Annotated in this window: 12 protein-coding genes and 1 tRNA gene; 5 read left to right on the top strand and 8 right to left on the bottom strand. The window is 45.4% G+C overall.

Annotated features, from left to right (window positions below):
• Positions 1-11: 11 nt before the first annotated feature.
• From B2M23_RS01805 to B2M23_RS01815, 3 genes are all read left to right on the top strand, one after another.
• Positions 12-1,184 carry an MFS transporter gene (locus tag B2M23_RS01805; RefSeq protein WP_038351054.1) on the top strand — a complete coding sequence of 391 codons (1,173 nt, stop codon included), beginning with the start codon at positions 12-14 and terminating at the stop codon, positions 1,182-1,184.
• A 21-nt stretch (positions 1,185-1,205) separates the two neighbouring features.
• Positions 1,206-2,537 (top strand): APC family permease, encoded by a 1,332-nt coding sequence (locus B2M23_RS01810; protein ID WP_038351055.1) that lies wholly within the window; start codon positions 1,206-1,208, stop codon positions 2,535-2,537.
• A gap of 239 nt (positions 2,538-2,776) precedes the next feature.
• Positions 2,777-3,421 (top strand): DUF3786 domain-containing protein, encoded by a 645-nt coding sequence (locus B2M23_RS01815; protein WP_038351056.1) that lies wholly within the window; start codon positions 2,777-2,779, stop codon positions 3,419-3,421.
• A gap of 57 nt (positions 3,422-3,478) precedes the next feature.
• Here the strand turns inward: B2M23_RS01815 and B2M23_RS01820 are convergent, their stop codons facing one another.
• The 6 genes from B2M23_RS01820 to B2M23_RS01845 form a co-directional block, all read right to left on the bottom strand.
• A complete protein-coding gene (locus B2M23_RS01820; protein ID WP_038351057.1) occupies positions 3,479-4,777 on the bottom strand; it encodes an MFS transporter in 1,299 nt (432 codons plus the stop codon).
• A 120-nt stretch (positions 4,778-4,897) separates the two neighbouring features.
• Positions 4,898-6,298, bottom strand: a complete 1,401-nt coding sequence (locus B2M23_RS01825; RefSeq protein ID WP_146209137.1) for a uroporphyrinogen decarboxylase/cobalamine-independent methonine synthase family protein — start codon at positions 6,296-6,298, stop codon at positions 4,898-4,900.
• A gap of 32 nt (positions 6,299-6,330) precedes the next feature.
• Positions 6,331-7,746 carry an MFS transporter gene (locus B2M23_RS01830; protein ID WP_038351058.1) on the bottom strand — a complete coding sequence of 472 codons (1,416 nt, stop codon included), beginning with the start codon at positions 7,744-7,746 and terminating at the stop codon, positions 6,331-6,333.
• Between the two features lie 418 nt (positions 7,747-8,164).
• Positions 8,165-9,097: a LysR family transcriptional regulator gene (locus B2M23_RS01835; RefSeq protein ID WP_038351059.1), complete on the bottom strand. Its 933-nt coding sequence runs from the start codon at positions 9,095-9,097 to the stop codon at positions 8,165-8,167.
• Between the two features lie 141 nt (positions 9,098-9,238).
• Positions 9,239-9,315 (bottom strand) — tRNA-Arg (locus tag B2M23_RS01840).
• A gap of 121 nt (positions 9,316-9,436) precedes the next feature.
• Positions 9,437-11,056, bottom strand: coding sequence for a hydantoinase/oxoprolinase family protein (locus B2M23_RS01845; protein ID WP_038351060.1), 1,620 nt, complete (start codon positions 11,054-11,056; stop codon positions 9,437-9,439).
• A 178-nt stretch (positions 11,057-11,234) separates the two neighbouring features.
• On the opposite strand from B2M23_RS01845, the gene B2M23_RS01850 reads away from it, so the two are divergent.
• Positions 11,235-12,272, top strand: a complete 1,038-nt coding sequence (locus B2M23_RS01850; RefSeq protein ID WP_052237084.1) for an asparaginase — start codon at positions 11,235-11,237, stop codon at positions 12,270-12,272.
• A gap of 103 nt (positions 12,273-12,375) precedes the next feature.
• On the top strand, positions 12,376-13,845 hold the full coding sequence (locus tag B2M23_RS01855; RefSeq protein WP_038351061.1) for an NAD(P)/FAD-dependent oxidoreductase: 1,470 nt from the start codon (positions 12,376-12,378) through the stop codon (positions 13,843-13,845).
• Between the two features lie 81 nt (positions 13,846-13,926).
• Here the strand turns inward: B2M23_RS01855 and B2M23_RS21055 are convergent, their stop codons facing one another.
• Positions 13,927-14,073 carry a hypothetical protein gene (locus tag B2M23_RS21055; protein WP_013382520.1) on the bottom strand — a complete coding sequence of 49 codons (147 nt, stop codon included), beginning with the start codon at positions 14,071-14,073 and terminating at the stop codon, positions 13,927-13,929.
• A 10-nt stretch (positions 14,074-14,083) separates the two neighbouring features.
• On the bottom strand, positions 14,084-15,229 hold the full coding sequence (locus tag B2M23_RS01860) for a uroporphyrinogen decarboxylase family protein (protein WP_038351062.1): 1,146 nt from the start codon (positions 15,227-15,229) through the stop codon (positions 14,084-14,086).
• Between the last annotated feature and the right edge of the window lie 98 nt (positions 15,230-15,327).

The following is a 15,327-nucleotide window of genomic DNA, read 5'->3' on the forward strand; positions in this document are numbered from 1 at the left end:
GGAGTAAAAAAATGAAAAAAGAATTAAACAATTTTAACCTCGCTTCCGTATTGTCTGTTTCTTTGCTTTTATATTTAAGCGGATCTTTATTGGCCCCTGCGTTAGGCGTTATGAAAGGGGCATTTCCCGAAGCTGAAATGTCAACCATTCGCCTTGTTCTGACATATATGTACATCACGGTGTCCATCTTTAGTCTTGTTTCTGGATTTCTTGCAAAAAAGACATCTAAAAAAAACGTTGTAATCATTGGTTTGCTCCTTTACGGCGGTGCAGGAATGGCTGGTGGACTTTTTATTAATATTAACATGATCATTTTATCCAGAGTTATCATGGGCATGGGTGTCGGGTTGATCTTACCACAAGCTACATCCATGATTGTAGAGCTTTATGAGGCAGAGAAAAGGGAAAAACTTCTCGGATGGTCACAAGGCCTTGCTAACATTGGCTCGATGATTGGCAGTATTATTGGCGGAAGTTTAGCACTCATTAACTGGAAATATAATTTCTTTGGGTTTGGCGTTGCTTTTGTAATTCTAGTCCTGGTCATCATTGGTGTTCCAAATATTCCACCGGACAAGACTGAAACAAACAAGGCAAACCTTCCGAAAATGCCAAAAGCGCTTTTTTCCATCTGTATTTTTATGTTTCTTGCACAAGCAGCATCCCTGGTAACAGTTACCAATATGGCTATTTTTGTAAATTCAGAACCCTGGGGCAATCCAAGCCTCCTTGGTATAACAATGGCATTGCTGACTTTTGCTGGTTTTGTCGCTGGTTTTGTTCTTGTTTATGTTAAAAAAATATTCAAAAAATTCACGCCTCTATTCTCATGTATCACAATGGGCGCCGGCTTTGTTATTCTCTCTTTTGCGAACAGTATGGGCTTGGCCATGCTTAGTAACACACTTATTGGCTTTGGTTACGGTTTGATGATTCCGTCACTGTTCATTTCAATTTCACAGAATATCCCACCTGTCCTTCGCCAAAAAGCAATTAGCATTGCTTCCGCTGCCATGTATTTTGGGTGCTTCGCTACGGCCTATATTCAGCAGTGGATCGGGATTTTATCAGGAAATCCTTCGCAACGCTTTATGTTTTTAGCTTTTGGTATTGGAACTTTTGTTGCTGCTGCTGGGTGTATAATCCAGATTTTTCTAAAAAAATCTAATCAGGTAAATGCCTGACATTGAAAGAAGGAACTCCCTATGTCAGATGACAAAATTAACAAAATCAGCTTTTTTGAAACCTTAACATTAGCGGCAGGTTTTACAATCGGTTCAGGAATTATCACGCTAACAGGAATCGGAATCGCCTTTACTGGCAAAAGTATCTCACTCGCTTTTTTAGTCACTGCCATACTCTTTTTGATTGCAGTTCGTCCCCTCGTTCTTTTGAGCAGCGTTCTACCAAGGACAAGTGCTGCTTACACCTATTCAAAAGAGTTAATCGGAAATAAAGTTGGCGGCTTCTTTGCCTATATTTATTTTGCTGGCAGAATAACCATTGCCATTTTTGGCATATCCTTTGCACAATATCTTGCCTCGCTAATTCCAGCATTAAACGATCCCCTATTGCTTAAATTTATAGGTATCTCTGTTTTAAGCCTCTTTTTTATCATAAACTTATTTGGAATTAAGTGTGCGGCCAAAATACAGAATATTCTATTTGTTCTTTTAATGATTGGCTTATTAACCTATGTCATCTTTGGTGTTCCAAAAGCCGCACCTATTGATTTTGGAGACGGTACTTTTTTTACTGGCGGTTTCAAGGGTTTTTACACAGCTGTAAGCCTGCTTTTCTTTGCTCTCGGTGGATCTTATATTATCACTGACTTTGCGCCTTCTATTAAAAATCCCAGTAAAACAATCCCTAAAGTGGTTGTCTTTGTAACGCTTGGCGTCTGCCTTCTCTATATGCTGATTGGTTTTGTCGCTTCTGGAGTTCTTCCTTTAGAAAAAGCAGCAGGAATGCCGCTTTCTGTATCGGCCGGAGTAATCTTCCCGATACCAGCTTTGAAAATTGTTTTTATCGTCGGAGGCGCTTTAGGTGCACTCGTTACTACCCTAAACTCAAGCTTCGTATGGTATTCAAATTCTCTGATCGAACCCTGTGTGGATGGCTGGTTCCCAAAATTATTTACTTTAAAAAACAAATATAATGTTCCTTACATTTTAATGACAGTCTTTTATCTCTTTGGCTTGATTCCAATTTTATTTGATATTGATTTAACAATTTTATCAAAAATTGCGGTTGGCTTAACAATTTTTTCTTTGATTATTCCGATGGCAGGCATTTTAAAAATAGATGAAAAATATCCTGAAGAATGGAAAAAATCAGGATTTGAGAAAAAGTATTCTCTCAGGAAAAGAAAAATCATGCTTTTTGTGACTTACATTATTTTAGCAACTCAAGTCATCTACTTACTGCAATCAAATCCACCATTGTCAAACCTAATTATCGGAGTTTATGTGCTTATTGTAATCATCTATTTAAATAGGCATAATACTCATAATGACCGCTTAAACAATAACTGTTAATACGACATCTGCAAAAGCCACCGTTTGATCTAAACTGAAACGGTGGCGCACTTTTTGTGCTGTGCTCATTATCGCCATTACTCTTTGCAGACAAACTTCTTAAAACAGCAACAGATTTATATTTTTTTATTTAAATATCACCAGTACTTTTCGGATTGATTTTTACAGGGAAATAAGCTACTATAAATAGTAACCTGATAGAAAGGCAATTTTATAAAAATTTAAAGGGGGAACCCAACATGGCCGACCCATCAAACCCAAAACAAGCCCAGAATAACCGGGCCTTTAATGAAATGCTCAAGTCTGCAAAAAAGCGGTTGGAACAGCGTCCGCCGGATGACCTTGCCCGCAAAGCAGGCGTTATCTTTGCTCCGAAGGACGCGGTTTTCACGATCCCCAGCCTTGGCCGCACCTATCCCCTCGCCTATCCCGAATTTGAATGTAAGGGGACCATCGACGAGTGGTTTCACCTTGTCCTGCTCCACTATTTGGATCTGGCGGACGAAACACCGGTTTCCGACGCCTTTGTTCCCTTTGCCGACCAACAGGAGGGCCTGATCCGCGGCACTAAGTTTGACCACACTGCCGCCCAGGCCCTGCGCGCTTTTCTTACAGGCAGGCGGCCTGAGCAGGTGAAAGCCGCCCTCCAGAAACTGGACGCGGCCTTTGTTCCGTCAAACGCAGACCTCTGCGCAGTTCTCCCTTTTCTTCCCTGTTACCCCATCGCGCTAAAGATCTGGTTTGATGACGATGAGTTTCCACCCGAGGGTAAGCTACTGCTAAGCAAAAGCGCGTCCCACTACCTGACCATCGAGGACGCGGTAGTGGCAGGTGAGTTCATTTTGAGGGAATTGGAGACTGCGTACCACGTGCTGTACACATGAATATATTTTAGAAAGCCCCTCCTTTTCTAAAATATTATACATGGTTTCAAAAATTATTTATTTTGTCAATTTATAACAAAAGCGAAGCAAGAAAAAACCTAGTAATGGAAATAGCATTGGAAATATGGAATAGGCATTAATAATAGCCAATTTTACGGCCTCGTTTGCTTCCCCCGCTACATACCCGGATAACATTAGTGTGATGGGAATCAGTAGACTTTTTATAATATTGGCAATTTTTACTGTCATATTTGAAAACCCCATAACCAGAGAGTTCATATCTTTTCCGGTATTGTTTTTTATATAGGTAACATTGTCCATATAAAGGCTTAACTCAAAGGGCTGTGTGGTTCCCGTCAGGCCATGAAAAATGATATTGGCACCCATAAATAAAAAAGGACTCCATGTACAAAACCGGGTACCGAAAATAAAAATCGCAATAATCGGATAAACGAACAAAAGTATCTTTCTCGGTGATTGTATCTTTGAACCCGCAATCCGAACAAGCATTGCTCCTCCAAGAGCAGCAACGCCTGTTAAAAGCATATGAAGCGCGGTTAGCTGAGGTTGCTGAAATACATATTTATAATAGTATACCGCTAAAGCAGGCAGCACGATGGAGGTGACATTGCTGGTCAGATCAATTAAAACGATAACAAACAGCTGGGCATTTGTCACCAGGGCGGAAAATACATCCCTTAGCTTAAGTTCTGAATAATCATTTGCCGCCTTCTCCCGCTTCCCGGCAAGCCAAAAATGAACCCAATTAAAAAGAATATATATAACGCCTCCGCCAGCCATAATCATCGGGTACAGGGCCCGCTCGGAATATTGAACTGCAAACAGAGTAATCAAAACAGGGGTAACTGTATTTGCCAGCATTCGCCCAAGATTTGAACCGATCATGCGCTGTGAGCTCAGCTGATTTTTTTCTGTCTGATTTGTCGCAATGACGTTAATCAAGGAGAGATTTGCAACGAACGTCAAATTATACATACACCTTGCCAGTATGTAGGCAGCTGTAATAACCAGAGCAGTGATAATGATATTATTTCCAAAAGATATGAAGTGTATCACAAAAAATACCGCGGCGATAACGGGACAGACCAGCAAATAAGACCGAAGCCTTCCCCAACGCCCCTCTGGAAGCATCAGTATAAGAGTCCCGGCTGTGGACGCAAGAATAAAATCACTGGCACTCATAACAAACATCGCGACTGACGTAATGCTTAGCGGAATCAAGGCAACATCTGTCATAAAAAAAGAAAGATAGGTTCCTGAGATGAAGGCAACTAAGCCTTCTCCTACATCTGCTATACCCCATAACATATATTTTTTTCCAAGCTTTTTTTTCATATTTTGTAACCTCATTATCCTTTAATCGCCAGAAGGCTTTCAAATTTTTAAACCTGCATGGAATATGAGAGACTGATCAGCCTAGCCTTTCAGCCCCTCATTTAAAAATCATTTCTTAATTTACTGACATAAGGAGTAAATAAATTTTACGATCATATCTTCTGCTGCCATCACTTCAGCCTTAGCGCATTCCGGTGTCAGTGGATTTTCCCTGAGATACTCATCCCATGTACGGTAGTATTTGCTTTCAAACGGTGCCTCTGGTGAGTGCGTGTAGTCATTGCGGTTAAAGTCCTGACCTGCCTTTTCTCCAGCATTAGGATAACGGCCGTATTCATATACAGTTTGACAAACAGCTTCCAAATTCTCAAGGCAGATATCTCCAAAGGTTAGTGGGTTTTTATCAAACTGGAAGATGAATTTTCCTCCTGGCATCATAATATCTAAAAACTCTTTTGTTTTATCAATACATTGTTGCTTCGTCGCTGTCCTTAAAATGCTCAATGGGAATCCCCCTGTGAGAATATGCTTTCTCCCGAGCTTATCTTTGATTAACTGTGGATCTGCATGTTCAAATTGAAGAACCGTATTGGTCGGAAGATCCTGAAGGTAGTCTAAATAGCGCATCCAGTCATGTTCACAAAATGCGTGTGAATGGATACCCAAGGAAGCATAGTCCGTCACCTGACGATAAAAAGTAGGCCACCACAAACGTTTGAAATCTTTTTCTTTAAGATATGTTGCCAAATGAAGCGGAAAAAAGACGTGCATTTCATCCGTGATTTTTGACGGCAGACCCACCTTGTAGTTTAAAGGGTATACACTGTTCACTGCCGCCTCCACCTTATCCGGTCTGCGGCGAATATCCATTGCCATGCCCGACAAACTCCTCAGACAATCGGTCAAAATATCTGCTGCGGCATAACATCCAGCACGTTGAACAACGTATCCGCCATGTTTTTTTCTGATCTTCTCACCTAAAGCTTTGTTTTTGGCCATATTTTGAGCTTTTGCCTCCATTCCCTGGGCGATCGTAAACATTGCTCTGACTGGCTCCTTTTTAAAATCAAGTCCAGTATAATTTCTTGGCAAAATTCTTTCGATAATGCAGTCATAAGCATTTTCAATGAACGCGTCATAATCTTCGGGTAACATTCCAACATGGTTTGGATGCTGCATCAGACCGGTTGAACTGATTTTCATACATTTTGATCCCGCTGCCTGATAAAAGGATGGGACGAGATGCCCGCCGGCAAAGATCGACACATCTGTCGGAATTCTGTCGGCCAGCTCCATTGCGGCGTCTTCGAGAATCGACGGATTCCACAACGCTTCTCCTCCTGGAACACCAGCATATCCGGCCACAACATTTGTGTTTAATGAAACATTTATAGGAACTCTCTCAGGTATTATATTGGTATAAACATCTCGGAAAACTTGTTGTTTTTGTTGAGCATGCCATTGATTTTCGTTTGCATCTTCAAGGATATTTGTTGTTTTTATTGAATTGACTTTTTCCATTTTTATTGTTCCTCTTCTTAATTCTCTAAATTTTATGATGCTGCTTCCTGCATATCCCGTTCTTTAATTTCCTTACGGTACTGTTCTGCTTTTTTGTCATTTATTGGGTTTAAAAATAATACGAGCAGTGCAATCACTAACGCAAGAATCAGCGGAAACAATGTATTCAAATTGTAAAGGACACTCTGTACAGCTGCTGGAACCGCTGCGCCACCAGCCAGGGCCTTTGAGTTAAATCCCGCTGCTGCAAGTAAGCTTGTTCTTATCGTGATAGAAGCGACATTTCCTGCACGAATCGAGATTGAATAGGTAGACATGGTCAGGCCATAATCTTTATTTCCGGTTTTCCAGACATTATAATCTGTCGCCTGTCCAAACAGCGGCAAAATAAAACCGTCTGAAATCCCATTAAAGAAGCTTGCCGCGGATAAAATCGCAATGGTTCCGACTGTATTTTCCGGTGACACAATCAATAAGCTCACAGCATAAAGACCTGCCTGAACAAACATAGTAAACACGTAACTTCTTTTTGTGTCCTTAAAGATCTTTAAAATCGTCGGCATCAATGCAGCTCCAATAATAGCTGCTAAACTGAAAGCAACGTTAAAAATGGATAGCATTTCAAAATTGTTCATGTAATAACGCCAAAAGTAGGCTGCGCCGGTAATATGGAAAAAGAAAAACACTTTACTGCATGTCATCGCCAGGAAGGTAACCAGCAATGCACGGTTTGTAAGGATTCCTTTGAATGTTTTAAGGATCGGTGTCTTTTTCTTTCTTTGAAGTGTTTTTGTCTGTGCTTCGCGCTCGATTTCAGAATTTTTTGTGAGAACCGAAGCGATAACAAAGATTACAATGGCCACAGCCGCCAAAATCACAGCGATCATGGCCCAGGCATTCATTTCTGGCATAAATGTAATGAAATAGGTCAGCATTACCGGGAAAACCCATCCAACCACAATTTTCATACCATCTCTGCAAATTTTCACTACCATTGCCAAAAACGAACGCGTTTTTTCTGTTTTTGCCACATACATATAAATGGTAAGACCTAATGTACTTAAAGCTGAAGACATAAAGGCCGCTAAAGCAATAAAAATCGCGGCTGGAATGACAAGCTTTGAAGGATCCTCAAATATAACGGGCATACCAAATACAATGATATATAAAATTCCTGTACCAGCTCCGGCAATCAAAAACCATGGCCAGAACTTTCCTTTCTTAAATGAAAACCGATCATATACAGTTCCCATAATCGGGCTCCCAAACCATTGAATCGCCGACTGTATCGTTTCCAAAATGCCAGCAACAACAACTGGAAACTGGTAGACCGAAGTCATCAGCATTGAAATATACGTTGTGAAATAGGCTTTAAATACTCCGCCACCTAATTCAGATAACGGATAGATTGACAATTCGCGCTTATCTTGTTTCTTTTCTTCTGTCATTTCCCTTTCCTCCATACTAATTTTCCCTTTAAAATCGTAAATTTCCCCTTCTTTTATTTTTAAATCATCTTTAGCGTATTAATACAAACAACAGCTAAGTGGGTGCTCTTGCTTTAATTGCTTTAATTTATTTAAATATTTAAATATTTTTATTATTATTACTATTCAAACAAATCAAAATGGTATTTTTATTAAAATTTAAAAGACTTTTCTCTCCTCTATAAAAAGCCACTACCTTTCATTACATTTTGGCCAAATAATGTTTTTCTTTATATTGGTATGATATATTATTTTTACGATAATGGCAAAGTGCTAAATGGAATCATTTATTCGATATCGGCATAGCGAAAAGTACAGTTTAGTAATTTACAAAAAAAAATCTCTTTTCCAGTAGGAAAAAGAGATTTTACAAACATTTTTATTTAAACCGTATTTTACTAAAGTAATTAGTGGCGTATTTCACAAAATCTTTTACAATTGACTTTTTATTATTTTCATTCCAGCAGAGCAAAAGCCCGCCTTTCATATCTGTGACTTCCCGAAACACAAAACCAGTGTCGCCAACAATCCGCGAATAGCTTTCAACAAAAAACACTTCATTATTTGTCCTTATATTCATTGGTAAGCTCATATGATTTTGCGTGGTAAATGTCACATTCGGAGTAAAACCTGCCTTTAAGCAGCACTCCTCGATCATTGAATAATAGTCGGAAAAGAGATGTGGTGAAGGTAAGATAAAATTCTGTTTTGCAAGATCGTGCATTGTCAGCGATGTCTTAGATGCGAGAACATTTGAAGGAAGCATACCTGCCAGCCAATTACAGTTTAAAATAACTTTACTGACCAAAGGAGGACTTTTAAATAAATTTTCACGAAATATCGGTACCATCGCAATGTCAATACTTCCATCAAGGAGTCCTGATGCCTGAAACGAAATATTCATTAATTCAAAACGAAATATTCTATTCGGCAGCTTTCCCAGATAAGCCTCTACCAAAGGCTGAATGTAGATTTTTGTGTCAATTGACGGTATAGAACTGAACAGAATTGTAGGATTGTCATTCTCCTGAATTTCATAGGCATATTGTAATGATCGCTCCATATGCTTCAGTATGCTTCGCCATTCTTTAAATAACACCTCACCTGCCGGTGTTGGGCGTATTGTTGTATTTTTTCCGCGAACAAATAAATCCAGCCCTAATTGTTCCTCTAACTGAGATATTTTTTTACTCAATGTAGGCTGTGTAATATGGCAAGCCTCAGCCGCTCGTGTAAAGCTGCCATATTCCTGAATGCTCAGACAAAGCCTTAACTGAAAAATAGTGATATTATCAAACTCGGTTCCCAGCACAAAATACCCTCCCTTCATTTTTTATAAAACATCAATAATTACCATTAGTGTAACCTTAACCTTTATAAATAGCAAGTTCTATTATTTACAAAGCTGTCACAATAAAAAAAGCCGCTCAAAGCGGCTAATCATCGTTATATATGGCGTGCCACGAGGGATTCGAACCCCCGACCTTTCGGTTCGTAGCCGAACGCTCTATCCAGCTGAGCTAGTGGCACGCATTGTGAGCACCTGTCGTGCTTACCTTTCATATTATAACAGCTTTCCAAAAGATTGCAAGTCTTTTTTGAAAAAAGTTTTAAAAAATTTCAAGCAGCGCGTATTTTGCCGCTAAAATCCTTACGGACGTCTTTCGTCCTTTTCCTCCTGCATTTTCAGCTTGAGGGTGGTGGCCTTGGCGACGGCCTTTACGCGGGTCTCGATATAGCGCTCACGCCAGCCGATTTTTTCCACGATGTCATCACAGAATACCTGGACGCTGATGTCTGGGGCGCCCTGTGCCTTTGCGGCGGCGGCGGCCCGGGCTTCGGTCTCCTGCTTCACAAAGTCTACGGCTTCGGCTTTATCCTGAAAGCTCCGGCACTGGCCCGCCACATGGGCCACATAGCCGTCGTTCTCCTCGTCGGGGCGCACCAGCGCGGTCACGCGCTCCTCGACAGCGGCCATGGCTGCGCCAACAGCGTTGGCGACCTCATAATGCTCTGGTACAATGACCACATACCCGGTTTCTGCCTGAATTTTCTCATACCAGGTTTTGGCCGGCGCGCCGATGGCGATGATGGGGACCGGATGCGCCTCGTACAGGCTCAGCACCTCTGCCCTGATGGTCTCCAGGATCTGCGCTGCGGCCTCGTCAACATAGGCGTCGGGGTCTTTATCGGTCTGGGCGTTTACGGCGCCGACGACCAGCTCACGGTCCCAGCCCTCAAAATCTCCGGTGTAGTGCAGCAGGTCGGTGGGGGTCAGCCCATTGCTTCCGCCGCGGCTGGCTGGCAGGACGCGCCGTCCTGTCAGGGCCGGGTGCCCGTCCACTGCGATGATCTGCGTATCGCCGCCCAGGCCGCAGGTATTGATCTGGGCGGAGTCGATCTGTGTCTGCCAGTCGCCGACACGGGCGCCGATGGGCGCAAGGGTCAGGGTATTGTCTAAAACAATGCCGCTGTCGGTCGTGGTGCCGCCCATATCGACAACCACGCCATCGCCGCAGCCTGCCAGGCTCAGCGCGCCGATAATGCTGGCTGCAGGGCCGGACAGAATGGACTCGATGGGCTTTTCCCGTATAAAGGAAAGGCTGGCCAGATTGCCGTCGCCTTTCACCATATACACGGGCGCGTCAATGCTCTGATCGGCCAGCGTCACCTCCACCGCGCGGATAAAATCCTCGAGGATGGGGATCAGGCTGGCGTTGAGGACGGTGGTGACTGTCCGGTCATGGAAGCCCAGCTGGCTGCTGAGCTCGTGGCCGCAGACCACTGGCAGGGCGCACTGCTTTTTGATGATATTCTTGACTGCCAGCTCCTGGCTCGCGTTGCGCACGCTCATCATGCCGGACACGGCAAAGGCCTGCACCTGGGGCGCGATGGCTGCGCAGGCTTCGATGACCTGCGCTGTATCCAGCGGAATGACTTCTTTCCCCTTGATATTGACCTTCCCCTGGACCTGGGCCCTGTGCGCGTCGGGCAGCTCACCCTTTGGCAGCTCGCCGATGATGATCAGGCCTGTGGGGCGCCCTTCGCCCTCGACGATGGCGTTGGTTGCCAGCGTAGTGGACAGCACTACCTTTTCGATGGTATCCGCCGGGTTAAGGCCAAGGCCGCGGATACTCTTACCGATACCAACGGCCAGATTGTCTCTGGTGGTCGGTGATTTTGCTTTTTTCAGCACTTTCTTTGTTTTTTGTTCCAGTAAAACGGCGTCGGTATATGTTCCGCCGGTATCAATTCCTAATACTGTCTGCATCGAAATTTCCTTCCTGTCTTAAAACCTGTCTGTGATGAACCCATTATAACAAATATTCGCCTGGAAGTCTCTCCTGTTTTGCGTTCTTTCCACGCAGCCGGGTCTGCTTTTACCAGTGGCCTCTGGTCCTTTTCTGTGTTAAAATGATCTAAAACAAAACGAAAAGCAAGGAGTGCCTATGTATCCCACCATCCAAAATATTTTTCTGCTGCAAACCGGCGGCACCATCGGCAGCGCCATTCATGACGGCTGCATTGACGTAGACCCTGAAAAGGGCGACGCCCTGATCCAGACTTACCTGAAAAGTGCGTCCCGGCTGGTCGATTTCGAGGTCAGCCGCCCATTTACCATTCTGAGCGAAAACCTGGTGCCGGCCCACTGGTCCCAGATCATCGACGCCCTGAAAACCGTCGATTTTGACCGGTACAAAGGCATTATCGTAACACACGGCTCCGATACCCTGCCCTACACGGCGGCGGCTTTAAGCTACTTTTTTAGCACCACACCCATTCCCATTGTGCTGGTCTGCTCAAACCATCCCCTGGGCCATCCTGAGAGCAACGCGCTGCCCAATTTCAGCGGCGCGGTGGATTTTATCCTGAACACCGCCCTGCCGGGCATTTTTACCGTCTATGAGAACAAAGACGGCAAAACGCAGATCCATCTGGGGACGCGGCTTCTGGAGGCGGACTGGATCAACGACAATTTTCTAAGCTTTGGCGGATGCCCCTTTGCTGTCAATGACCGTCACTGTCTGTCTCACGGAAACGCGCGTCTTAGCCCATCCATCGACGCCTTAAAGGACCGCGCGCACCACACCAGCTGGGCAGCCACGCCCGTGTTCACCGAGAAGGTGCTGGCCCTGCGCGCTTACCCGGGTATGGACTACCGCTATATCGATCTGGGCACCACGCCGCCGGCTGCGGTTCTCCACGCCCTCTACCACTCAGCCACTGGCAATGCTGAGGGCACTGACGGCGCTTCTCTGGCGGATTTCATCGCCAGCCATCCGTCGGTCGACCACTACCTGATCTCTTTTAAAAACGCCCAGGGCGACCTCTACGCCACCGGCCACGACCTGATCGGGCAGGGCGGCATTCCGCTGGAAAACATTTCCTTTGAGGCTGCGGTCACCAAGCTTTATTTTGCCTATAACCAGAAAGAAACCGATCCAGTGGCCTATATACGCACTGAACGGTTCTTTGAGTTTGTGTAAATTAAAATAATTCGTATTTAGCAAAAATTTGCATTTATCTTTTCTGTTTTTCGTTATAAAATAAGGATATATATTAAGGTAACGAATCTAGGAGGTAATATAAATGTACGATGTTGTAATAATCGGCGCTGGAATCATCGGAACGAGCATTGCCCGTGAGCTCTCCCGCTATGATCTCAAAATCGCCCTGCTTGAAAAGGAAAACGATGTGTCTATGGGCTCCACCAAGGCAAACTCTGCCATTGTCCACGGCGGCTACGCCGAAGCCCACGCCAAGCTCAAGGGCCGTGTGTGCTACCAGGGCCGCAAGCAGTTTGAAAAACTGAATGAGGAGCTGAATTTTGGCTTTGCGCCCATCGGCTCGCTGGTGCTTGCCTTTGAGGAGGAACAGAAAAAGGGCTTGGAGGATCTGCTTGAAAACGGACGTCTCAACGGCCTTCCAGATCTCGAAATTCTGGACCACGACGCCATTATGGAAATTGAACCGAATGTCAACCCTGAGGTTAAGTACGCGCTGTACTGTAAGGGCGCTGGCGTCTGCTCACCCTACGAAATGGCCATCGCTCTGGCCGAAAACGCAGTGGCCAACGGTGTGGAGCTCTACCTTGAAACCCCGGTAAAAGCCATCGAACCGACCAAAACCGGCTTTGATGTTATCGCCGGCGACGACCAGGTTTTTGACACCCGCTACGTGGTCAACGCTGCCGGGCTGTACTCGGACAAAATCGCCGCTATGGTAGGCCTGAACGACTTCCAGATTCTCCCGCGCTCCGGCGAGTATCTGCTCATGGTGCGCGGCTCCGGCTCTGCCATCAACCAGGTGCTGTTCCAGATGCCGACCAAGATGGGCAAGGGCATTCTCGTCACTCCGACCTACCACGGCAACCTGCTCATCGGGCCGGACGCGGTCAATGAGGAGAGCGTTGACCGCGATACTCACGCCGAACGCCTCCTGAAGATTTTCAAGGAAGCAACGCTGACCACGGACAAGCTGAACATCAAGCAGTTTATCCGCAGCTTCACAGGTGTACGGGCAGTCAGCACCACCGATGACTTTATCGTCGAGGAAAGCCGTGTGCCGCATTTCATCAACGTTGCAGGCATCCAGTCGCCGGGGATCACCTCCTCACCGGCCATCGCTCAGATGGTTGCCGGGATTCTGAGGGACGCTGGCCTTGCGCTAAAGGAAGACCCCGGCTTCAACCCGCACCGCGATCCCATCATCACCAAGAAGGAACTGGCGCCGATGAAGGAAATCCTGCCGCTTTTAGATCTGCCGCTGGGCGATCCTGAGCGCATGGTCTGCCGCTGCGAACAGGTCACCGAGGCGACCATTCTGGACGCCATGCACCGCGGTATTCCTGTCACCACCATTGATGGCATCAAACGCCGTACCCGCGCAGGTATGGGCTGGTGCCAGGGTACCTTCTGCCGCCCGCGTGTCGCTGAGGTCATGTCAAAAGAGCTGGGCTACGAAATCGACCCGGGCTTTGACATTGAGCACAGTGGCGTCAACCGCATCGGTAAAAACGAAATTGTCGCTTACATCGAAGCGCACATGAACGACGAATAAACCTGCGTAAAGCGCAGCTGATATCATAAGTCAAAAAACGGTACGGTCTTTTGGACCGTACCGTTTTTTGCTGATAACCCCTTAAACCATCAGACTCATGACAAACTGAAAAACAGAATCCTCATTTTCATCCCAGAAGGATTGCATGATCTCTGTGTTTTCTTCTTTTTCAATGCCCTTTTCCACCTGGCCTTCCCAGGATTTAATTGCTTCTGATTTAATTTCCATGATTTTCCTCCTATTTGTAAATGCCGTATTCGTGCACAAACTCGTTGACCGCGCGGAAGTTTTCTGCCTTAACGTCCTTGACGGTGAGCAGGGATTTATCCGTGGTAAAGAGGTAGCCGCCGTTCGGCGCTGCCTTGTCAATGATTTCCTTGGCGGTATCGACACACTGCTGTACAGTACCGGTTCTCAGGATGCTGAGCGGCATATTGCCCATGATACACATTTTCTTGCCCAGTTTTTCTTTGACCACGCCCAGGTCATCCTCTTCAAAATAGCCGATAACGCCCTTTGGCAGATCCTGAAGGAATTCGTAATAGCGGGTCCAGTTCTTTTCAAAGAATACCTGAATGGTGTAGCCTTCGCCCACCAGCTCGTCGATCAGTGCTTTAAAGCTTGGCCAGTAGAGCTTCTCAAAGTCTTTTGTGCGCATGTAAGAAGGCATGTGCAGCGGCATAAAAATGGAAGCGCTGCCGCCCGGTGTCGGGTTGCTCAGACGGGCAAGCTTAGCCATGAGCGGTGTTGAAACCTCAGCCGCCTGGCGGATCTGCTCGGAATGCCGGCGGATATCCATGGACGCGCCGCTGAAGCCGCGCAGCTGGTCTGCCACAAAGTCAAAGGGCGCTTCGGTGATACCGCGCCGCAGGTTTGGAACCCCGTATTTTTCAGCCACCAGGTTATTGCCTGCCACAATTTTGCCCATGATACGGTTATTGGCGTTGATGGCTCTCGCCCAGTTCAGGCCGCCCTCCATGCCTTCTGCCGCCAGCGCCGGGTACAGTCTCGGCACAACCTTGTTGACAATGGTTTTATAGGGATCTGCGATGTACTCGTCATATTCCTCTGCCTCGAGACCGGATACCTCTGGATGCTGCACGTAGCCGTTGCTGTCGTTGGGTACAAAGGATTTAGACTGCATAACCTTGTAGAACAGCGGGAAACGGCCCATGTATCCGCCGCCGTCAAAATAAAAGTCCTCATAAACCTTTGAATATGCCTCCGCGATGCGGTCCACATTCCAGAGGGCTTCTTTCATGTCAAAGCCCGCGTACTCAATGGCAAAGGTCGGATCGACCTTACAGATGACCGGAATGCGGTCTGGTTGTTCAAGATTGACTGCCTTCTGGCATCTTTCCAAACTTTCCTGATATTTACTCATTTTACACCTCGTAATGTTTAAAATTATTATAAATTTTTTCCAAAATTGTAATCTTATTTAAATTAATTCACAGGCATAAAGCTTGTCCTTTTCCGGAA

The sequence above is a fragment of the Eubacterium limosum genome (assembly GCF_000807675.2).
Lineage (GTDB): Bacteria > Bacillota > Clostridia > Eubacteriales > Eubacteriaceae > Eubacterium > Eubacterium limosum.